Genomic DNA, 24,494 nt, shown 5'->3' with positions numbered 1-24,494 from the left:
TCTTAATAAGGACTAGAATTAGAAACATATCAATTGCTTGAGGGAAGAGCGTGCTTAAAAATAGTTATTTCTATGTAATAACCAGCTTTATCTTAGCGCTTTTTTTTAGCTTACTTTCAATGAGGGTTGTCTATAAATCAGACTTAGACAACAACAAGGAAAATTTCTTTAAAGAGGCTGATCGTCAGTCGGTATTACTCTCTCTTCTTATTGAAAAAGATATTGATTTTATTGGTGCCGGAGCTAATTTTTATCAATCCGGCTCCAAGCAAGATTGGCTGCAATTCCCACTCTTTGCTAGCTCATTACTCTCTAGCTCAGAAAGTTTGATTTCATTGCAATGGATGCAAAGAATTCAAGAAAATGAAATTGAGCAACATACTAAAAATGTTCAACAAGTTTTCCCTTCATTTAACATTTATACCGTCCCTAAAGATCAACCCAAAACGTTTGGTTATGTGATGAAAAATCATGAGCCCATTTATGTTGCAACCGATATTTATCCAAGAGATGAAGCAAATATACCGCTATTAGGTTTCTATTCGTCCCGTGAGCGTTTCCAATTGGTTCTTGATGAGTTTATGAAAACAGGACGTCCAAGTGTGTCGGATAAAATTCGCTTATTGCAAGACAGTTTAGAGCAGAATGCACCAAAAACAGGGATGCTTGTGTACCACCCCGTATTTACTACGGATAAACAAAATATAAAAGGAGTGATGATTGGGGTACTTCGTATTACTAGCTATTTTGAGCAATTGATTTCATCAACCTCATTAGGTGAATCTTTAGTGGTACGTATTATCGATACGGGTTTTGATGCTGAAGATGATCCAATCATGTTTCAGAGTACCCAATGGGATGATTTTAGCGAGTTAATCTATACAAGTAGTATAAAAATAGAAAACCGTGTGTGGAAGATTGAATATAAAACCAATGAAAAATTGACTGATTATCAGCGCCTAACTCTGTTTTGGATGTTTATTGGTTCTTTGGCGATCTCTTTTCTAATTGCGATTCTTATTTTTATGGTCACACGAGATAAATATAGGATAGAAAAGTTACTAGCAATAAGAACTAAAGAGTTACATTATTTAGCCATGCATGATGATCTTTCTGGGTTATTAAATCGCAGAGCGATCAGAGACATAATCCGAGGGAATATAGAAGAGAAAACCTCTTTTGCATTACTGTGCTTTGATATTGATAACTTTAAGCAGATTAATGATACTTATGGTCATCCTGAAGGGGATAAGGTGCTGTGTCATATTAGTCAATTAGTGTCTGAATATTTAGATGAATCGGCTTCTTTTTCTCGACTTGGTGGTGATGAGTTTTCGATAGTAATTAAGCTTGATACCATAGAAGCGTTAACTAAAATAGCTAATGACATTCATCATGTGGTTGCTAAATCGCCAACTCAGTTTGATGGGTTTGATATTAAACAAACTATCAGTCTGGGTGCTACCTTATGGAAAGGTGAACCGAAAGAAGCATTAATTAAAGCGGCTGACCAAGCGTTATATCAAAGTAAGATGAAAGGAAGAAACCAAGTCACAATCTGCGATTGAATTTTCAACAGTTAGTTAGCATAGTATCGCGCTTAGTCTTTTGTTTAGGTAGAATAGCGCTCCTGTTTTGTTTGAGTACCAAGGATCTCCATGAACTTTAATCGTATCGTCTGTTTTGATTTAGAAATGTGCTGTTGGAATGTTGATGGCAAAGGAACAACAGGGGAGATTATTGAAGTGGGGTTAGCTGAGATCGACTTGACTAAAGGTGAAGTCGTTAAGCGAGCACAATATTATGTTAGGCCTGAACACGATGAAATTTCAAAGTTTTGTGTTGAGCTGACAGGGATCTCTCCTCGAAAAATAGAAAAACAAGGCCGCCCATTAGCTGATGTATTGAAGTCTATGATTAAGAATTTCGGCGGAACCAATAAAATATATGCAGCATGGGGACATGACGAGCAGATACTTGACGCAGAGTGTAGAGCGAAAGGTATTGATATTCCATTTAGTGAGTTTTTGAATTTAGCGACGATTTATCGCATTAAATCACGTAAGAAAAATGAACGAATGGGTCAACGAAAAGCGATGGAAGAGCTAGATATCGAATGGGAAGGTAGACAGCATTCAGGCTATGTTGATGCTTACAACCTTGCGCAGTTAGCATTGAAAATATTGTAGAAATATTTATTCCAGATAATAAAAAAGGAGCTAAGTTAGCTCCTTTTTCGTATCTCTTTATAAGAGATTATTTATTATCGCGCTTATATAGTTCAACAAATGAACGTTGATAAGCGGTTGCAATTTTAGTTAGTATGTTTCTAGCCATAACGTTATCTTTTATATTAATTGGGCGAGTTATTCGTCTCCGTATGGCGCGCATTATAGAGTTAAATTATATTATTTCTAGCAAGTAAAATTGTTTTATAAGATTAGTTTTTCTAATGTAATGATTAGTGTTAAAAACGATAGTTTTGTATTAATTCTTTCTGTTGTGACGCGATTCCTGCAACCTCTTCGGTTGACTCGACAAATGCACTAAGCTGTAATTCCATCTCCTCACCTTGTCTGTTTATGTGACCAATATTGTTGCTTACCTCTGTAGCCGCTTGAGCTTGCTCTTCAGCCGCGACAGAGACTTGGGAAATCCGGTCACTGACTAGGGTGACAGCGTCTGATATATGCTCAAAGGTTTTGCTGACGTCCATACTTGACGCTAGAGCAAGTGACATTTCAGTCTGGCTAACAGCGATGGACGACTTTGCCTCGTTTGCAGCATCCAATAATGCAGTCATTGTTTCTCTAATATTACGGGTTTGGGCTGAAGTACTGCCAGCTAACTGTCTTACTTCGTCAGCAACGACTGCAAATCCTCGGCCTTGCTCTCCTGCACGAGCCGCTTCTATTGCCGCATTTAATGCCAGTAGATTAGTGTTATCTGCCAAGCTTGCAATTACACCAACCATTGATTGTATTTTATCGACTTCACGATCTAGTGTTTCCATCGCTATTACGTTTTTACTTAACGCCTCATTTAATTGAGTTAATCGGCTGTTATTACTGCCAATCACGGTTACGCCATTAGTAGCCGCTTGAGTCGCATTATAAGTTTCCTGATGAGATTCTTGGGTTAACTGGGCAATTTCACTAATAGATAAATCTAATTGACCGACAATAGAAGCCATTGAGAGTAATGCTTCATTTTGTTGTGTTAGCCCTGCTTCAATATCATTGGAAACACTACTCGTGATTTCAGAGGTTTGATACAGGACATCACAATTGTTTGAGATATTAACGATAGAGTGTGTGGTAGAGGTAATCACTTTGTTCAAATTTTTAGCGATTATTTGCATTTCTGCAGGACCTACCTCGGGAACCTTGTGTTTATAATTATGGTCTGAAAGCTGTTTTAAATGATGGGTAATATTTTTTAATCCAACTGACATCCATGAGCGGATCCAAGTAGCTGCTATCCAAAGAGTAATGATTAAAAAGCAACTGCTGATTAAAATTATCTTCTTAAAAACATCAATAGAATTGTCGACGAGCTCAGTTCGTTGGGCTAACGATTTCTCCATTGAAAGAGCGATTTTACTAAGTAGGGTCGTTGCAAGAAAGGAAGTCTCTGAAGCCGCAGAGATTAACTCTTTTTGTTCTTTTACTAATGACAAAAAAGTAAGTCGTTGATTAGGAATTGAATCATCTTGACGCATCTCATCCATCACGATCTCTAATGGGGCACTTAGACTCATGTAGGTATTAAGATCTGGATACTCGATTGATAAATCATCATAAGCTAACTCTAATGCCGCTATTCGATTGTAAATTTCACGATACCATTTTTGAGCAGTCATTATGTTATCTTCTGCTATTAAGGTTAAGAAGGTAGTCTCTAATGCCATAGCACTAGATACAAAGCGGTTTGATGCATCATCAGCGTTAGCATTATCACTAATAAGGAATGCACTGATACGATTCATTTCAGGTCCAATAGAACTTAATCCATAACGCAGGGAAGGGGTCTTTTCTTTGATTTTTGAAGAGAGTAAAAGCGTGTTTTTTTGAATGGATAAGATACGTGATGATTGCATGTTTAATGCTTGTATATGCGCTTTTAATTGATGAATTTGATTTATCGTTAACTCCCCATTTTGATTTAATGAACGTTGTTGTAATTGACGAATTTCTGCTATTGATTGTTGATGAAGCTCGGTAATAACATTTTGGATGTTAGTTAAATCATTTGAGTTTTTAGCATGCAAGCCGTCATTCATGAATTTTACTTGTTGAAGTACATTTTTTGTTAGTTCCGCATTGGATAAAGCAGAGGGCAACATCGTTTGGCTGAGTTGAGAGAATTGCTGGCCAACTCGATCAATTCCTCGGCTGCTAATTAAAGAGAGAAGGATAAAACAGATAACAATGCTGGTTAATAATAGGGTGAAGACGTGAAGCAATGAAATGGGGGATTTCTGAAAGGGTTTCATCTATAACCTACACAAATAGAACAAGAAATTATGTGTTAGATAGTAAATAAGACGAATGACGTTAGGGTTACAGAGATATGTCAGTTTTATGAATCAAAAAAAGGAAGCCAAATGACTTCCTTTTTGTTTTATAAGTAGTTAATTACTGATAGAAGATTACGCTTGTGCACTTTCTACTTGTTCATCAGTACTTTTTTCACCAAGAACTCGGCTTGTAATTGTACCCGCTGTCATTGCACCACTTACGTTAAGAGCAGTACGAGCCATATCAATAAGAGGTTCGATAGAAATAAGTAGAGCTGCAATTGTGACAGGCAATCCCATTGCAGGAAGAACGATTAATGCCGCAAATGTTGCGCCGCCGCCGACACCTGCAATACCAAATGAACTTACTGTGATAATGGCAACTAAAGACAGAATAAAGTGAGCATCAATTGGGATCCCCATTGTTGGAGCAACCATTACTGCTAGCATTGCAGGGTAGATACCCGCACATCCATTTTGACCAATAGTGGCACCAAATGTAGCTGATAAATTCGCAATCGCCGGTGGAACACGTAGCTTAGTAATTTGAGCTTCAACGTTTAGTGGGATTGTTGCTGCTGAGCTACGAGAGCTGAATGCAAACGTCAATACAGGCCAAATTTTCTTGAAGTAATCAACAGGGTTTACACCAACAAATGAAACCAATAAACCGTGAACTACAAACATCAGAAGAATTGCGACATAAGAAGCAACAATAAATCCAAGGAGATTTAAAATATCGGCAGCATTGGATGTAGCAACAACTTTAGTTAATAGCGCTAAGATACCGTAAGGGGTTAAAGCCATGATCATCTTAACCAAACGCATTACAATTGATTGGGCTACATCAACAAAAGTATTAATTGGGCCTGCTAACTCTTCTTTCTCTTGGCTGACTTTACGAGCTGCGATACCAGCAAGGATAGCGAAGATTACAACCGCAATAATAGAGGTTGAGCGAGTTCCGGTTAAATCAGCAAATGGGTTAGTAGGAATAAAGCTGACTAACATTTGAGGGATAGTTAAATCACTAACACTGCCAATGCGAGACTCTAATACGGCAACACGAGCTGTTTCACGAGCACCTTCAGTTAAACCTTCAGCAGAAAGTCCAAACATCTGTGTTACACCGATACCAATAAGTGCAGAGATCATCGTCGTTATTAATAAAACACTGATAGTTACGCCACTGATTTTACCTAGTGAACCTGATTTATCGAGTTTAACAACCGCAGAAAACATAGAAACTAATACTAATGGCATGATAACCATTTTTAGTAATCCAACATAACCGCTACCCACAATATTGATCCAATCAAGTGTTGTCTTGATTACAGTACTGCCTTCGCCATGAATTACATGAAGACCTAAACCATAAAGACTACCAGCAATTAAGCCGATAAGAACAAGGCGAGACAGCGTATATTCTTTGCGCTGTTGGGTATTAAGAAAGAAGATAAGACCGATAAAGACGATCAAATTGATGATAACGGCTAATGACATACTGCTTTTCCTGTTTATTTAGTGCGCTCGTTATGTGTCGATTTGAAACAAGCTCTTTGTATTTAAAGGCATAATAACGGTAAGCCTGTCGGTAAGATAAGTGATAAAAGTTATCATATATAACCAAATGGAATATATATTGATTTTTTGGTTATGGTTAAAGCAATAAGGGGATAAATTGAGTATTTGTAGAACAGAATAGGGGGATGAGGTACCATTTCTAAATAATAAAAAGTGAGTGGAAGGAAAAGTAAATGGAACATGAATTCTGGGAAAGTAAGTGGGCAAGCAATGTTATTGGTTTTCACCTACCTGATACAAATCCAATTTTGACTCAATATTGGTCAGCTTTAAAGCCGCAACGTAATGATACGGTATTTGTTCCTTTATGTGGTAAGTCGATGGATTTAGACTGGCTTGCTGAAAAACATAATTCAGTCACAGGTGTTGAGCTAAGTAAAATAGCCGTACGTGCTTTTTTTGCTGAGCGCTTATATACACCAACGGTTACTGCACTAACTAGCACTCTTGAGTTATACGAGTTTGATGAGTTGACTATTTATTCTGGTGATTATTTTACCGCACCAATTGAAGCCACTGACTTGATTTATGATCGTGCAGCATTAGTCGCTCTACCGAAAGAGATGCGTGAAGAATATGTACAAGTATTACGTTCTCGCTTAAAAGAGGGCGGACGCATCTTATTGGTAACGTTAGATTATGACCAACCTGAAATGGCAGGGCCTCCATTCTCTGTGCCAGAAGAGGAAGTTCGTTCACTATTTTCTGGTATGACAGTTACTCGCTTGCAGCGTGATGAAGCAGATGCTGAACATCCTAAGATTAAAAAAGGATTATCACGCTTTGCAGAAGAAGTGTGGCTGATTGAGAATTAGAAAGTAGTCTAAATCTAAAATCATCAACAAAAAAGCCGTCAGATTTTTAATTTGGCGGTTTTTTTGTTGATGATGTGCCATTCATCATAAATCTTGTAATCTAAAGTCATCGTTACATAAAAATGTGATCATGCATTATTTATAAAGTAGGAGATGCCTTTATGCTTCTTTACCACCTTACAAATAAGATAATGATAATTATGAAAAAACACATACTGGCGTCTGCAATTTTACTTTCATTAAGTGGTTATGCCATTGCGGCAGATGGCGATATCGTTGATGTTACTATTCTTGGTACATCTGACATTCATGGACATTTCATGCCTTGGGATTATGCGAGCGATAAACTCAATATGAAAGGCAGCTTGAGTCAGATAGCGACAAAAGTAAAAACAATTCGAGATCAGCAAGAAAATGTCATTTTAGTTGATGCTGGAGATACTATTCAAGGTAACTTTGTTGAAACCTTTAAAGATGAACCGACTGATCCAATGATGCTTGGTTTTAATGAAATGAAGTATGATATTTGGGTTTTAGGAAACCATGAATTTGATTTTGGATTAGATGTACTTAATCGCTCATTAACTCAATTTAAAGGCACATCATTAGCAGGAAATATCAAGCGAGAAGACGGCAACCCATTTTTACCAGCCTATAAAATCATTGAAAAAAACGGCATTAAAATCGGTATGATTGGTATGGATACACCAATGACTCAAGTATTTGCTGCAGGTACAAATCGCTTAGAGGGAATGACGTTTACTAATCCATCCCTTGAAGTGAAAAAAGTCATCAAACAGATAGACGATAAAGTAGATGCGATTGTATTAGTTGCTCATATGGGGCTTGATAATGAGAATAACATTGAAGCCACAGGTGTTACTGACATCGCGAATGATAACCCAGAAATTGACGCGATTGTTGCAGGTCATATGCATACTCGCATTGATAAAGCGACAGTAAATGGTGTGATTATTACCGAGCCAGATAAATATGGACGTGCACTTTCTCGTATCGACTTACAATTTGAAGAGAAGAATGGACAGTTTACTCTCGTTAATAAAGATAGCTTCACCTACAAGATAAAAGGTGTTGAGTCAGACGAGAAAATGGAAGAATTATATGCACCTTATCATAAGCGTTTGCGTGAGAATGCAAACCGTGTGGTGGCTGAACTACTTGGTGTTGATTTAGTACCAGAGAATGAAATCATAGGTATACCACAAGTTCATATCCAAGATACGGGGATCAGTGCTCTTTTCCAAGAAGCGAGTATGCATTACGCACCATTGGCAAACGTGATTGCTCTGCAAATTGATAACGACATGGCAGAACTCGATGTAGGTAAAATTAAAGCTAAAGACATTGCCTATAATTATCAGTACGCAGGCGGTGAAATTACTGTTTATGATATGACGGGCAAAGAGCTTAAAACTTACATGGAATGGTCGGCAGGTTATTTCAATAGTGTAAAAGAAGGGGATGTGACTTACAGTTTCAATCTTGATCGTCGCTCATCAAAATATTCAACCAATGACTTCTTTGCCGGGGTAACTTATACCATTGATTTAACCAAGCCTGCGGGAGAGCGTATTGCCGATCTTAAATTTTCTGATGGCAAAGCAATAACAAACACGACTCCAATTCGCATTGGGATGAATAGCTACCGCATGGGACATTTAACCAAAACCGGTGGGGTACTTGAAGGACGAACTTTCCCTGTATTGTTTGATACAGAAGAAGAATTTGGTGAGGATGAAGGGACGATTCGTAATTTAACCATTCGATACTTAAATGAAGTTAAAAATGGGAAATACGAAGGTAAACCAATGAGTCGCTGGGCACTAAGTGGTCTTGATGGTTATGAAAAAGAACGTGAAATTATAAAAGACTTAGTGAACAGCGGGAAAATTAATGTCCCAACCAGTGATGATGGCCGTTATACCAATGTTGAGTCTATTAATGTGAAAGATAAGATCTTTTCAACGGAAGAAGAATTAACTACTTATCTCGCTAAGCTTGAACAAGAGCTAAAAACGGCAACGACAGAAGCAGAAAAAGCACGAATTCACCGTGATATGGTAATAGCTAAAGCACTGAACTAATTTCACTATAAACTAAAAAGGTGACCGTATTGATTGGTCACCTTTTGTTTATTTATAATATAGAAAGTAAATGAAATTAACGTTGCTCTAAAGGATACGAGCGGTAACTCCACATACCATAAACACGTAATGCATCACGGTAAATACCTAATAATTCACCGCCTGTTGGGACTTTCAATTCTTCTAATGGACGATCGTTAGCGGCATACGTATCAAACGTGATCCCTTTAGGGCCAGTCTGCCAGCTAGCCACTTCAAATAATGTTTGTCCACGGCGAACATGGCTTGCTGAACTAATAATGGTAGCGTGGTCAATATCATGTCGAGCTAATGCATAGCTGCTGTATAAGGCATTTTCTACCGTACTTCTGGCGTAGTTATCTTCAATAATACGAGATTTTTCAATCCCATTTTTCACTAACCAATCGGCCATTAACTTACCTTCGGTTTTGTGATTTTTAGGTACGCCGCCAGTCACTACGATGTAAGTGTTAGGATTCTGTTTCGCCATCGTCAATGTTGCATTAAGTCGATCAATTAAGATTTGATTCATGCTGCCATCTGGGTTTAGGGCATAACCTAAAGTGATAATTGCATTGTTGCCTTTGACTGGTTTTTTGATTGTATTGCTTAATGGTGTTTCAATAATTCTATCAATAGTCGACATGATCTTTTTCAAATCAGCCACACGACCTTTGTTTAATTGCTCTAGAGCGTTTAAATGTTTGGTTACTTCGCTTTTGTTGTCTTTAAAGTTTTGCCAAATAACAAGGTATGAGTGTGCATCTACATCATCAGGAGCAACGTCTAAAATTTGAGTGAATAACTCAATTGCTCGGTCTACATTGCTGTTATAGATCTGAGCATTGGCTGCTGAAAACAGTAAATCAACGCGATAAGGTTCAAGTTTATAAGCATCAAGTAAGTTGTTAGTGATCATCTCCATGTTACTTGGCATTTTCGCCGTAAAGCCTGCATGAGAGATGCGTGATGGATTTTTGAATACCTGATAAGCATCATTAAGTAATTGGTCAACTACCTGACGCTGAGAAGTCATTTCTGTGTAGTTTACTTGTGGTTGAATAGCATCCAGTGCTGCAATGGTTGGTGTTGAATAGAGAGATCCAGAAAGGATAACAGCTAAAGAAAGAGTTAAGAATGTGCGCTTCATGATGATTCCAACTGTAATACAAAAAAACTTATTCTATGCCCTATAAAATGAAGGTGTTGTGAATAATATCGTGTTTCTTTTGTATACTTCTTAATATTTATAAAGTATGAACGAACATCGCAACTACTTTCTAAAGCTTTATTTATGTATTACAGCAATATCATTTAATTACGTTATCAAGGGTTCGTATTTTATATAAATAACTACAATTTATTAACTTGCCAAACTGATCACAGAATTATCTCTCTTAGAAAAGCACAATGCACTCGCTTTCGAACGAAGCTTTTTTGCTTCTCGTTCGAGCTTTATTGATACCATCGCAAAATAATAATGGAGTTAACTATGTTTGGTATATTTAAACCCCAAGCGCATATAACACGCCTCGCATCTAATCAGATAGATGGCACTTATACGCGTTTACGTTGGCAATTGTTTATCAGTATTTTTGTTGGTTATGCTGGTTACTATCTTGTTCGAAAGAACTTTAGCTTGGCAATGCCATATTTAATCGATCAAGGTTTCAGTCGTGGTGATTTAGGCGTTGCATTAGCTGCGGTATCTATTGCTTATGGTCTTTCAAAGTTCTTAATGGGCAGTGTGTCTGACCGTTCGAATCCGCGCTATTTTTTAAGTGCTGGTTTGTTAATGTCTGCGGGCGTTATGTTTTGCTTTGGCTTTATGCCATGGGCAACAAACAGTATTACAGCAATGTTTATATTATTGTTCTTAAACGGTTGGTTCCAAGGTATGGGTTGGCCAGCTTGTGGTCGAACAATGGTGCATTGGTGGTCACGTAAAGAGCGTGGTGAACTGGTTTCGGTATGGAACGTTGCACATAATGTAGGGGGCGGCTTGATTGGTCCTCTTTTCTTATTAGGTCTTTGGGCTTTTAACGATGATTGGCGCTCAGCATTTTATGTTCCTGCAATTTTTGCCACGTTAGTTGCTGTATTTGTGTGGATGACTCTGCGCGATACTCCTCAATCTTGTGGTCTTCCTGCGATTGAAGAGTACAAAAATGATTACCCAGATGATTATGATAAGTCTCATGAAACAGAGATGACGGCAAAAGAAATCTTCTTTAAGTACGTATTTAATAATAAGTTACTTTGGTCGATTGCGATTGCTAATGCTTTTGTATACCTAATTCGTTACGGTGTTCTTGATTGGGCTCCAGTGTATTTAAAAGAAGCAAAAGACTTCACGGTGGATAAGTCATCGTGGGCGTATTTCTTATATGAATGGGCCGGTATCCCTGGAACGTTATTGTGTGGCTGGATCTCAGATAAAGTATTTAAAGGACGTCGTGCTCCTGCTGGTATTTTATTCATGGCTCTTGTGACTATTGCGGTGTTGGTTTATTGGTTTAACCCAGCGGGTAATCCAACAATTGATATGATTGCTTTGGTGGCTATTGGTTTCTTGATTTATGGCCCTGTTATGCTTATTGGTCTTTATGCACTTGAGCTTGTTCCTAAAAAAGCAGCAGGTACTGCAGCAGGCTTAACCGGGTTATTTGGTTACCTTGGTGGGGCGGTAACGGCAAACATTATCTTAGGGTACACCGTTGACCATTTTGGTTGGGATGGTGGCTTCATGATTTTAGTAGCTTCTTGTGTTCTGTCTATTATATGTTTGCTTTATGCTTTCATCGGTGAAAAGGCACACCATAAAGCAAAAGAGAAAGAACAAGCGGCAATGTAACTAGCAAATACAAAAAAGGGCTGTAATAATTACAGCCCTTAATATTATTTAAAATGAAATCTTATAGATAAAGTTTTGCAAGATCGCTTGCTTCTACTTCTTTACCTTCAAGTTGCTGGTTCCAGTTTGTACCAACTAAAACACCATCTTCAGATAAAGTAACTAACCAATCTTCAGCGAAGATATCTAGTGGAATTTCTGTTACTTCGAAATCAGCCCACTCTTCAACGTTGTGAAATGCTGCATCTTCTTTATTAGACCAGAACGGCATTACTTCAGAGTTTTCGAATTCAGTAGACTCAACAGAAATCCAACCTTCTTCGTTATAAAGACTCCAAACTAGCTGAGTTTCTTTCGTTTCTGCAATGAAAAGATCTAGGTTTGCTTGAGTATCTGACGTTAATTTGCTCATGATGATGTCTCGATTAAAATAAACATCACAAATAATAAAGGATTATGAGATTTTTGATACTTAAATTTGGCAAAAACTATGTTATAAAACTATCAATTAATAAATTTATAACAACAAATTAACCATAATGGCTTTGCGCTTTTAAGAATTAGTATCCTATGATTAAGGAACTAAAGTGAATATTAATTTGTTGATGCAGTTAAATGGATTTTAGGTGGTTACATGAAAGAGACGATCATTCCTTCCCAAGTAGAAATCAAAACGATTGAAGGCAATGCTTATTCGTTAAATAAATCAGGGGTCCCAACAAAAGTTAATGTTGGGCAAAACCTTGAGCAAGATTCGGTCTTGTTTACTGATTATGAGGCGAAAGTTATTGTGCAAATTCACGGTAAATTGGTCACGATTGACAAAAACTGTATCAGCTGTCTCGATGAAACGAAACCTGAAGATCCTCTTCAAATACAACCCATTGATGGGAAGGTTGAATTCGATCCTACACAATCTACAGATGGTTTAGATATTGCCGCAATTCAGGCTGCAATTTTAGCAGGGGAAGATCCGACTGAAATTTTAGAAGCAGCTGCTGCTGGCGAAGGTGGTGGTTCTGCAAACAATGGCTTTGTTGTTATTGAATATGGCTATTATTCAGATATCGCAACAACCAATTTTACCACTTCAAATGCCTTTTCTTATGATAATCAAGAGTACATTGATAATTTAAGTGGCGGAGATGCGAGTAATCCTCCCGCAACCCCTATTATTACTCCTAATAATGAAGGGATAACAAAAGAAGATGAAGTTTTAGAATCTTCTGGTCAACTTGCAGTCACGAACCCTCAAAGTAACCTTTCTTATACTTGGTCAATCACAGGTAGCCCGACAAGTGAATTTGGTACGCTTTCTCTAAATCCAACAACAGGTCAATGGGAATACACGCTAAATAATAGTGCATTGTCTGTTCAGTCTTTAGCTAATGGTCAGATAATTACTGATGTATTTGAAGTGTCGGTATCTGCTGGTGGAAACCTAACATCAACTCAACAAGTCACAGTAACAATTGTTGGTACTAATGATGATCCTATTATCTCTGGAATTTCTGTAGGTGAGTTAACGGAAGGGGATGTTGATGATGCAGATCCAACAGTTAGCGAAACATTAACCGTTGCTGATGTAGATACATTAGATACTCATTCTTGGACAGTTGATGACGGTGGGAATGGTGAGTATGGCGTCTTAACTGTCAATAATGGTGTGTGGGAATATGCGCTAGATAATTCTCGTGATGAGACTCAAGCGCTTGGTGTCGGCGATAAGGTTACTGAAACATTTACCATTCAAGTTGATGACGGTAATGGTGGTATCGCTCAACAAGAAGTGGTTATTACGATTAATGGTACTAATGATGAGCCTGTGATTAGTGGTACAAGTACAGGTCGCGTTGTTGAAGATCTAATTGATTCTGCTGACGGGCAATTAACAGCTATTGATGCTGATGAAGGCGACTCTGTATCATGGTCGGTCACAGCCCCCAATCTAGGTGCGTACGGTACGCTTGCTATTGATAGTACTGGTAAGTGGACTTATAGCATTGATAATAATTTATCTTCTACTCAATCATTATCATTTGGTGAAACTCAAATTGAAACATTTGAAGTTGTCGCTGATGATGGTAATGGAGGACAAGTCACGCACACTATTACTATTGATGTAACTGGTACCAATGATAACCCTGAAATTACTGATACCTCTGTTATTTCAGGAGCTGTAGAGCATCGAGGAACAGAAAGTGCGACGGGCGATCTGGTTTTTGAAGACGTAGATACTCTGGATACTCATACATGGGCGGTTCAACCAAACCCAAACAGTGAATTAGGTAGCTTTTCTGTTGATACTTTTGGTAAATGGACGTTTGCTCTTAATTCAATGTCAACAGCGGTTATTGGACTCGGCATAGGGGAAACGCTTGATATCGTATATCGAGTTGAAGTCACGGATAATAATGGCGCTACAGATTTTCAAGACGTTACGATTACGATTACTGGCTCAAATGACGGGCCTGTAATTAGTGGGTCAGACACTGGTTCTGTTGTTGAAGACGTATTGGCAAGTGTGTCAGGGGAACTTATTGCAACAGATGCAGATGAAAATGATTCAGTATCATGGTCAGTTACTGATGGTGCAGGAGCGCTTGGTTCTTTAGCGGTAGACAGCGCAGGTAAGTGGATATACACCTTAAACAATACGTTAGATGTTACTCAAGCTATTTCTAAAGATGAAATTAAAACTGAGACATTTGAGGTTGTGGCTGATGATGGTAACGGCGGGATAATTAAACACACGGTAACAGTTGAAGTTACAGGTACCAATGATATCCCAGAAATTACAGACTCGTCAGTTGTCACTGGTGATGTTGCAGAAGTGAGTGCTTCTGCAATTGGTGATTTAGTTTTAGAAGATATTGATGCATTAGATAGTCACCTATGGACGGTAGAGCCGAATGACAATGCAGGGTTAGGTACGTTTACGGTTGACTCAAATGGCCGATGGAATTTTGATTTAAATACCAATGCAGCTGTTTTCCTAGCGTTAGGTGCTGGCGAAACCTTAGATGTGATTTACGTGGTTCAAGTTGATGACCAAAATGGTGGTCTTGATACTAAAGAAGTGACGATTACTGTAACTGGTTCTAATAATGGTCCTGTTATTGGTGGTACCAGTACGGGTTCAGTCGTGGAAGACACTATAGCAACGGCATCTGGTGAATTAGTTTCTGCTGATTTAGATACAACCGATACAGCGACATGGTCAGTACAAGACCCAAGCTCAGGTATTTATGGTGAAATCACCGTTGATTCGAACGGTAAGTGGACCTACACCATAGATAATACGCTTTCTGCAACTCAATCATTATCACAAGGCCAAACAGAGACTGAAACATTTACCGTTATTGTTACCGATAGTAGTGGTGCACAAGCAACACAAGTTGTGACTATTGATGTCACCGGCACTAATGATCTTCCGAGTGTTGCAGGATCATCAGTGATCTCTGGAGATGTAACCGAAGAGACTACTCTGAGTGCAAGTGGCGATCTGTTTGCTGATGATGTTGATACTTTAGACTCACATACATGGACATTACTTACATCTAATACTGATCCATACGGTTCAATTACGGTAACAACGAATCCCGATGGATCAGGTAAATGGGAATACACTCTTAATAATACTGCGGCACAAGTTCAAGCATTAGCGAATGGTGAGACTCATACTGTTGAATATCAAATTCAAGTCGATGATGGTCAAGGTGGCTTAACCACAGAGACTGTTTCTATTGAAATAACAGGTACTAATGATGAACCTGTGGTTTCTGGTCAAGCTATAGGCTTAGTAAAAGAAGATACGGTTACCCAAACTGAAGCTGAAGGTCAATTGACCGTCGATGATGTTGATTTAATTGATGTTCACGCTTGGAGTGTAGACAGTAATAGCGGTACTTATGGATCGATTGCGATTGATCCTGTAACCGGTAAATGGGTTTACACCATAGATAACACATTACCTGCCACTCAAGCCTTAACTGAAGGTCAAAGTGTAGAAGATAAGTTCACGGTAACGGTTGATGATAATCAAGGTGGAACAGATACGATTGAAATCGTCATTACTGTCGTAGGTACAAATGGAGTACCTGTTATTGGTGGCGATACTGTCGGTGATGTAACTGAAGATATAGCACTAACCACAACAGGAACATTAACGGCAACAGATGAAGATGCAACAAGTGCATTCGGTTGGGATATTGTTGGTTCAGATACGGGTACATACGGTAAGTTTACACTTGATGCTGCTACTGGTGTTTGGTTATACACCTTAGATAATGATGCGGCGCAATCTCTTGGTGCTGGCGATGACCCAATAAAAGAATACTACACCGTAGAGTTGAGTGATGGCGAAGGTGGCGTAATTACGGAAACAATAGAGATCACAATTAACGGAACCAATGACTTACCTGAATTATCAGGGCAATCAACAGGTTCGGTGAAAGAAGATTCTATTGAAACCACTGAAGGCCAATTAATTGTTGATGACGTTGATTTAAGCGACACTCATACATGGGATGTTCAGCCAGCGAGTGGTACCTATGGTTCGATTACTGTTGATGGAAATGGCAAATGGGTTTACACCATCAATAACGGGTTAGACGCAACTCAACAACTTGCCGAGGGAGAACCTGGTGAAGATAAATTCATCGTTACCGTTAATGATGGGCAAGGTGGAACCGCGCAAAAAGAAATTGTTATTTCACTAGAAGGAACTAACGATTTACCTACTGTTGTAGATAGTCATGACACAGGAACGGTTATTGAGGATGGAGTTCAAACGATTTCAGATACTTTAATCGTGGAAGATGTTGATGTTTCTGATACTCATAATTGGTTTGTTATTGGTGCGTCGGAATCGAAATTAGGCAGCTTTTCTATTGATGCCGCGACGGGTGAGTGGACTTATGTTCTTAAAAATGACGAAGCTCAGCTATTAGCAAAAGATGAAACAGTTGTTGAAAGTTTTGTCGTTGTCGTTGGTGATGGAAATAATGGTTATGCCCAACATACCGTTGAAGTATCAATTATTGGTACTAATGATAAACCTGAAATTACAGGTAGAACAACAGGTACAGCCGTAGAAGATATTATACCGACAGCAACAGGTGCATTAACTGCAGTCGATGTTGATTTTACTGATGATCACACTTGGCTTGTCGATGGTGGCGGTGTTGGTAAGTACGGAACAATGTCTGTAGATAGTGATGGGAACTGGATTTACGCATTAGACCCATTGAATTTAGACACTCAAGCTTTAGCGGAAAACCAACAAGAATTTGAAACATTTACTATCAATGTCAATGATGGGAATGGTGGAACGAATGCCATCATGATAACGGTTGAAGTCTTAGGTACAAATGATGCTCCTATCATAGGTGGACGTACAACTAGAACCATTACCGAGGATGATGCTGCTTCGGTTTCGGGTAAATTAAAAGATGGTGATGTCGATTTAACAGATTCACATACTTGGACATTACTTACCGACGCACAAGGCGATTATGGCTCATTATCACTAAATGCGAACGGGAAATGGACCTATACAATTGATAACACGTTAGCGTCAACTCAAGGGTTACTTGCGGGTCAAAAAGAGACCGAGCAATACATTATCCAAGTTGAAGATCAATATGGTGCCATTGATACAGTTACAGTTACTGTCACAGTTAAGGGTACCAATGATATCCCTGAATTATCTGGTGAGTTAACAGGGAAAATTGAAGAAGATTCAGCAATTACTGAAATTGAAGGGCAGTTAGATCCTGATGATGCAGATATTGGAGATTCACATACTTGGGCATTGAGCTCTGAAACTGGTTCATACGGTACTCTCTCAATCGATTCATCAGGTAAATGGGTTTACACCTTAAGTAATAATAAAGATTCGGTGCAACAATTATCGGAAGGTGAAGAAGTTACTGATACCTTTACGGTTACCGTAAAGGATGGCAGCGGAGCAAGTACGCAAAAAGACATCATTGTCACAATTGTGGGTGACAATGATGAACCATCAATTACGGGCGCAACAACAGGCAGCACCATTGAGGGGACTACCGGTAAAGATATAGCAACCGGTGATTTAACTGCCGTTGATATTGATCATCTAGATACTCATTCATGGTCAATTATGACTCCTGAAGGCGTATATGGAGCCTTAAGTATTGATTCAACTACTGGTCAATGGACATATGAACTTGATAATTCAAAACCAGCCACGATTGGGATCGCATCTGGTCAAATAGTACAAGATAAGTTTGTCGTTCAAGTGGACGATGGAAATGGCGGCACCAATCAGATTGAAGTGATTATTGATATTGCAGGAACCAACAGTTCTCCTGGCATTATTGGTGATACTACTGGCGAAATTAAAGAAGACGCTGCAAACAATGAAATCACAGGAGAGCTGAAGTCTGGCGATCTAGATTCAACGGATGTTCTCGAGTGGGAAATTATTGGTGCAGCAGGCCAATATGGTCAATTTAGCATTGATCAAGACGGTAATTGGACTTATGCACTGAATAACAGTAATGGTTCTGTTAATGGCCTAAAAGAAGGTGCAGAACTTGTCGATTCAATCATGGTAAAAGTTACGGATTCATTTGGTGAAGTATCAGAAGTTGAAGTGAAAATTACTATAGAGGGTACGAATGATGCGCCAGTATTAAGTGGTGCACTGACAGGTACGGTAGTTGAGGACCAAACAACAGTTATTGAAGGACAATTGCAAACATCTGATCCTGATATCGGCGATGTTCATGGTTGGAATCTTGATAATGGTGTTGGTCAGTATGGCTCGCTAACCATGAATTCAAGTGGTAAATGGACTTACTCTTTAACTAATTCATTATTGGCTATTCAAGCTCTTGGACCTAACGATACTCTTACCGAAACATTTACAGTAACAGTAACAGATTCACAAGGTATCGCATCAACTGATGATGTAGTTATTACTATTCAAGGTACTAATGATCTTCCTGAAATTACTGGTGGGACAACAGGTGAATATATAGAAGATTTATCACCTGATACAGTTACTGGCCAGCTTGTAGCTAGCGATGTGGATGCAGGTGATACTACTTCATTTGAAGACCGAACTTATGTAGGTAACTATGGTACGTTTTATTTAGCAGCTGATGGCTCATGGCGTTATGAGATAAATAAAGATTCAGCAGCTATTCAATCATTAAATGAAGGTGAAAAGATTTCTGAGACGTTCACTGCTGTTGTCCATGATTCTAACGGTGGATTTACGAGTGAACAGATAGATTTCACCATTACAGGTACTAATGATTTACCTGTGGTATCAGGTGATAATTCAGCAACCGTGATTGAAGATGCTCAAGATTTCATTCCTGATGGACAAATATTTAATAATCAATTTACGAAAGTGACAGGTAATGTAATAGCTGATGATATTGATTTAAAAGGAGATGTAGTCAGTTGGCAAGTAGTTGATGGCGATGGGATTTATGGAACGTTAAGTATCGATGCGAATGGCCAGTGGACCTATTTGTTAGCTAATGGTGATAAAGATACTAATGCATTAAATTTTGGTGATGAAGGAATTGATACTTTTTGGGTTACGGCAAAAGATGATGATAATGGAGTGTCAGACCCATTTCAAATTACTATTACTGTCGTTGGAAATACCGATAATGATGGTGGTGGCGGTGGCAATGTCGACCAAGTTATTGACGTTGATGCAATTGAAGAAGGTGTTGATGGGGCTGGTAGTGGTGACTCTGGAACTATAGCCTTGCCAGATGGCTGTACGATAAGTGATGTTAGTTCAACAAGTGATGGTGTTTTTGGTTCGTTAACAGTTAATGATGACGGAACGTGGAGTTATGAGGTTAATGATGATGCTAGCTATGTTGATGCTTTATGTGAAGGTGAAGTAGTAACTGAAAAGTGGTATGTCACTGTGGCAACAAGCTGTGGAGACAAAGTTATTCAGGTCAATGTTACTCTTACTGGTTCAAATGATCTGCCAACAATTGTTGCAGATACGCCAACAGGTGAGTTAGGTGAAGTCGTTGAAGATAGCATTCTTGATGTATCAGGCCAATTAGAAGTGGTTGATCCAGATACATGCGATAGTCATACATGGTATTTAGTTGATGTCGACGGAAATAAGATTGGCGCTTTAGACTCAAGTGGTGAAAATATAGTAATCCAAGGTACTTATGGAGAGCTAACACTGGATCAAGCGACTGGAGATTGGACTTATAAACTGGATAATGACAGTGCGATAGTGCAAGCCTTAACGCCAGATCAAATTGAGAAAGAGTATGTACGCGTTGTTGTTGAAGATGATAAAGGCGCGGTTAGTGCCGATTCGACTATAAATATCAATGTAATTGGTGTTGCGGATGATGTGCCTGCTGTTGAGATCATTAAAGAAATTGAATTTAAAGAAGATGGTAGTCCACTAACTCAAACTGGGGTATTAGATAATGTTGCTGGTTTAACACCAGATTTAACTTGGAATCTTGTTACTGGCGATGGTTCATATGGACATTTAACGTTAGATAATAATGGTAATTGGACTTACGTTCTTGATAATGATTCGTTAGCTGTCCAGCAACTAAATGAAGGTGAGCTTGTTACGGATACCTTTAGTGTTACGGTTGTCGATAAGTTTGGTAAAACGGTTGTTGATGAAAATGGCGACCCGGTAGAAATGATTTTCAAAGTGGAGGTTACAGGCACAAATGATGCGCCAGATATATCAGGTCAGTTGAATGGAACTATCTCCAATATAGATTCAGATAGTAAAATATCAGGAAACCTTAATGATGGTGATGTGGATACGGGAGATACTCACACTTGGTCTGTAGCAGATAATCAAGGCGATTATGGTCGTCTTATTTTAATCAATGGCAAGTGGACATATACACTAGATACAAGTATTGATGCAGTCAAAGTGTTAGGTATCGGAGAAACATTAACTGACACTTTTGAAGTGACAGTTGAAGATGCGGCAGGCGAAACGTCTACAAAAACTGTGACAGTAACTATTGATGGTTCAAACTTACCACCAGAAATAGCTCAAGATGATCAAATCATTATGGAGCTAAAAGAAGATGAAACAATTACTGATTCTAATTCACTAATAGCAACTGATCCAAACGGCGATACGGTCACTTTTGACGCTAAAACATTAACAGGTACTTACGGTACTTTTACCGTTGATACTAATGGCGTTTGGACTTATACCTTAGATAACGATGCCGCTCATATTCAAGGATTAAAAGAAGGTGAAGTGGTTTCAGAGGTATTCACTGTATTTGCTGTTGATTCCCATGGAGCAAAAACAGAACAAAAAGTAACGGTAAATATCACAGGAACAAATGACGATCCTAAAATATCAGGTATGGATACTGGCGTTGTTCAAGAAGCTGATGGCAGCACAACAACAGGTAATTTTGTTACTTCAGATGTTGATGTTGGAGATAATGTTACGGTTACTGCGGGAGTTCAAGGTAATTATGGTGTTGTATCGGTCAATGATGCAACTGGGAAATGGACGTATACCGTAGATGGCAATGATCCTACTGTAAATAGTTTATCAAAAGGTGAAACACTGACAGATACCGTTACTATCACAGCAACGGATGAATTTGGTGCTACTACTGATATGACTATAACCATCATTATTAATGGTGAAAATGACGCACCTGATTTAGTTGTTACCGTACCACCAGAGTTAACAGAAGACAGTGGCGTTACAGGTGCGAACACTATAGAAGCAACAGGAAACTGGGATAATGGCGATCCAGATACATCGGACACACACTCATGGCAAGTATTGAGTGGTGATGCTTTGGGCACGCTTACCTTTGAACCAAATGGTGACTATAAATTAGTTGTTGATAATACCGCGGTAGAGATCCAACAGCTTGGCGTTGATGAATCGCTAGATTTAACTTATACCGTTAAAGTTACAGACGAACATGGTTTAAGCAGTACACAAGATATTACGTTCACTGTAAATGGCACAAATGATGATCCAGAAGTCGTTAATACCAGTATTATTTTGGTGGATGTCGCAGAAGACGGAACATTAAGTAAATCAGGCCAATTAGATATTACAGATATTGATATTACTGATACGACATTTGAGTTTGATGTCATTACTTCTCCAGCAAATGCCTATGGTGTCGTTACTGTAGATGACAATGGTAAATGGACTTACGTATTAGATAACGATAAAGCTCAAAACATCGGTAATGAAGTTATAACTGAAACGTTCACTATTCAAATCGATGATGGTAACGGTGGAGTAATCGAACAGGATGTTACCGTAGAGATTACTGGTACAGATGATGATCCGATTATTAATACAGACATAACTCAAGTAACGGAAGGCACTGTTGTAGAAGATGGAACCTTGACAGCGACTGGGCAGGTTGCTTTTGTGGATCCAGAAGGTGACCTTATTGATTACAATGTGATTAATCCACCGACTTCACCTTATGGCACTCTTACTGTAGATGCGAATGGTGTATGGACGTATGAATTAAATAATACCTTGGCTCAAGAGGTTGGCGCTACAGGTACTCAAGAAACGTATACCATCGAAGTAAAAGATCAAACTGGCGGAACAATACAACAAGTTATTACTATTAATATTACGGGTGAAAATGATGCACCAACGATTGATGCATCAAGTGTCATCATTGGCAGTGTTAGTGAAGACGGCACAGCAACGGCTATTGGTCAATTAGATGTGTCAGATATTGATTTAACGGATACCAGTTTTTCTTACACCGTTATATCTGGCCCAAATACAGCGACAACACCAGGTGATATTGCTGGTTTATATGGTGCTTTAACCGTTGATGGTAACGGTGAGTGGACCTATTTACTTGATAACGACAAAGCTCAAGTTCTAGGAATTACCGGTGCGACAGAAAAATTCACGGTAGAAATCGCTGATGGAAATGGTGGTACGGTAACTCAAGAGATTACAGTGAGTCTTTCTGGTAATGATGATCAACCAATCGTCAATGCAGGGGTTGCTCAAGAAACAACAGGAGCCGTTGTTGAAGATGGTGAACTGCATGCTGAAGGTACAGTTACTTATCTAGATCCAGAAGGAACAGATATAGGCTATACCGTTTCAACGTCATCCACCCCCTTGTATGGAACATTTATCGTTAATGCAACAACAGGTAAGTGGGAATATGATCTAGATAATACACTTGCACAAGCGATTGGTGCTGATGGTGCCCAAGAGTCTCTTGTTATAGACGTAACTGATGTAACAGGGCAAGTGACTCAACAAATTATAACGATTGATATTTCTGGAGAAAATGACTCCCCAGTGATAGCAGGAACAAGTACTGCAGACGTGAAAGAGGGCGTGGTTGAAACGGCCAGTGGTCAATTAACAGCAACCGATGCTGAAAATGATTCAATAAACTGGCAGCTTGCTTCTACATCTTCAGCAACAGGAGCTTATGGAACACTAAGTATTAATGCTGCTGGATTGTGGACATATATGTTGCTTGAAGACAGTACATTAGGGCTGGCAGCTGATACAACAGATGAGTTTATCGTAGAAGCATCTGATGGCAAAGGCGGAGTCACTCAACAAGTTATCACCGTAGTTGTTGCCGCGCCAACTATCGTTCAAGGATTTAGTGGCTCAGATATTTTAACCGGAACGACCAATGATGAATTGTTATTTGGTAATCCATTAGACTTATCTGATGTTGGTACTGCTGATACGTTTACTTGGACAAATGCCTCTATTGGTGGTGATTTTGCGAGAGATGTAATAAAAGACTTTGATCTTAACAGCGATAAGGTTGATTTAAGTGACATTGCTAATGTTACCTCTGTTTGGGATTCAGCAACGCTAGCTTCTCAAATTCAAGTGTCAGAGGTAGATGGCAGCACTGAAATTTACATTAATGAAGCTGGTGGTACAGTACAAACCATTGTTATTGATGGTATTACTCTTGATGAGCTAGCAGGAGAGTCCACCGCAGGTATGACGGATGCTGAAAAGTTGAATTCATTAACGAACTCTGGACATTTAGTGGTTTCAGATAGCTTTGGTAATGAAGATGACAATATCCTATATGCATCTGGTCAAAATGATATTTTAACCGGTGGTGGCGGTAATGATGTCTTTTATTTTGCTGAAGAAATTGCAGGAGATCTTATCAATCCAGCTGAAACTCAAGTTGAAGATTTTGCCCTTGATGGAGTTGCTGCAAATAATGAAGCAGACATTTTGGATTTAGCCGATTTACTACCAGATAGCGTGACATCAGCATCAACCATTGACGATATGTTACAGCACATAGAAGTTAACATTGATGACGGTAATGCTCAGACGGTTTTATCTATTACTGATGATCAAGGCAGTCAAACTAATATCACCTTAAAAGGCGTAGATAGTGGTGCGTTAGGGATTAGTGATTTAGGCAGTATTAGCGATCATGATGTTCTCGATAAACTTTATAATGAGTTCAATGCATTTAAAGTCGACTAACAGAGCTACTGCTTTATGAAACTAAAAAGGCGAGAGGGGTTAACCTTCTCGCCTTTTATTTATGTTTGTATTA

10 protein-coding genes are annotated in these 24,494 nt (G+C 38.8%); 6 read left to right on the top strand and 4 right to left on the bottom strand.

Annotated elements, in window-relative coordinates; all coding sequences use genetic code 11:
- Positions 1–50 precede the first annotated feature (50 nt).
- Positions 51–1,568 (top strand): sensor domain-containing diguanylate cyclase, encoded by a 1,518-nt coding sequence (locus tag AC2INI_RS08145; protein WP_486304581.1) that lies wholly within the window; start codon positions 51–53, stop codon positions 1,566–1,568.
- Between the two features lie 90 nt (positions 1,569–1,658).
- Positions 1,659–2,189, top strand: a complete 531-nt coding sequence (locus AC2INI_RS08140; RefSeq protein WP_486304580.1) for a 3'-5' exonuclease — start codon at positions 1,659–1,661, stop codon at positions 2,187–2,189.
- Between the two features lie 278 nt (positions 2,190–2,467).
- Here the strand turns inward: AC2INI_RS08140 and AC2INI_RS08135 are convergent, their stop codons facing one another.
- Both AC2INI_RS08135 and AC2INI_RS08130 read right to left on the bottom strand, forming a co-directional pair.
- Complete coding sequence (locus tag AC2INI_RS08135) at positions 2,468–4,495, bottom strand: methyl-accepting chemotaxis protein (protein ID WP_122033004.1); 2,028 nt, start codon at positions 4,493–4,495, stop codon at positions 2,468–2,470.
- Between the two features lie 156 nt (positions 4,496–4,651).
- The gene (locus tag AC2INI_RS08130) at positions 4,652–6,022 is read right to left on the bottom strand and encodes an L-cystine transporter (RefSeq protein WP_486304579.1); all 1,371 of its coding nucleotides are present in this window, start codon (positions 6,020–6,022) and stop codon (positions 4,652–4,654) included.
- Between the two features lie 254 nt (positions 6,023–6,276).
- Here AC2INI_RS08130 and AC2INI_RS08125 point away from each other — a divergent pair, with 254 nt between their 5' ends.
- Complete coding sequence (locus AC2INI_RS08125) at positions 6,277–6,918, top strand: thiopurine S-methyltransferase (protein ID WP_486304578.1); 642 nt, start codon at positions 6,277–6,279, stop codon at positions 6,916–6,918.
- A gap of 200 nt (positions 6,919–7,118) precedes the next feature.
- Positions 7,119–9,023 (top strand): bifunctional metallophosphatase/5'-nucleotidase, encoded by a 1,905-nt coding sequence (locus tag AC2INI_RS08120; RefSeq protein ID WP_486304577.1) that lies wholly within the window; start codon positions 7,119–7,121, stop codon positions 9,021–9,023.
- Between the two features lie 76 nt (positions 9,024–9,099).
- Here the strand turns inward: AC2INI_RS08120 and AC2INI_RS08115 are convergent, their stop codons facing one another.
- Complete coding sequence (locus AC2INI_RS08115; RefSeq protein ID WP_122033001.1) at positions 9,100–10,194, bottom strand: YdcF family protein; 1,095 nt, start codon at positions 10,192–10,194, stop codon at positions 9,100–9,102.
- A gap of 342 nt (positions 10,195–10,536) precedes the next feature.
- Here AC2INI_RS08115 and glpT point away from each other — a divergent pair, with 342 nt between their 5' ends.
- Positions 10,537–11,898: a glycerol-3-phosphate transporter gene (glpT, locus tag AC2INI_RS08110; protein WP_486304576.1), complete on the top strand. Its 1,362-nt coding sequence runs from the start codon at positions 10,537–10,539 to the stop codon at positions 11,896–11,898.
- A gap of 61 nt (positions 11,899–11,959) precedes the next feature.
- Here glpT and AC2INI_RS08105 read toward each other — a convergent pair whose 3' ends face one another.
- On the bottom strand, positions 11,960–12,310 hold the full coding sequence (locus AC2INI_RS08105) for a DUF2750 domain-containing protein (RefSeq protein ID WP_122032999.1): 351 nt from the start codon (positions 12,308–12,310) through the stop codon (positions 11,960–11,962).
- 222 nt (positions 12,311–12,532) lie between these two features.
- On the opposite strand from AC2INI_RS08105, the gene AC2INI_RS08100 reads away from it, so the two are divergent.
- Positions 12,533–24,421, top strand: coding sequence for a retention module-containing protein (locus tag AC2INI_RS08100; RefSeq protein ID WP_486304575.1), 11,889 nt, complete (start codon positions 12,533–12,535; stop codon positions 24,419–24,421).
- Positions 24,422–24,494: the final 73 nt, after the last annotated feature.

The organism is Aliivibrio friggae (assembly GCF_057368515.1).
This window is presented reverse-complemented; position numbering and strand designations above follow the sequence as displayed.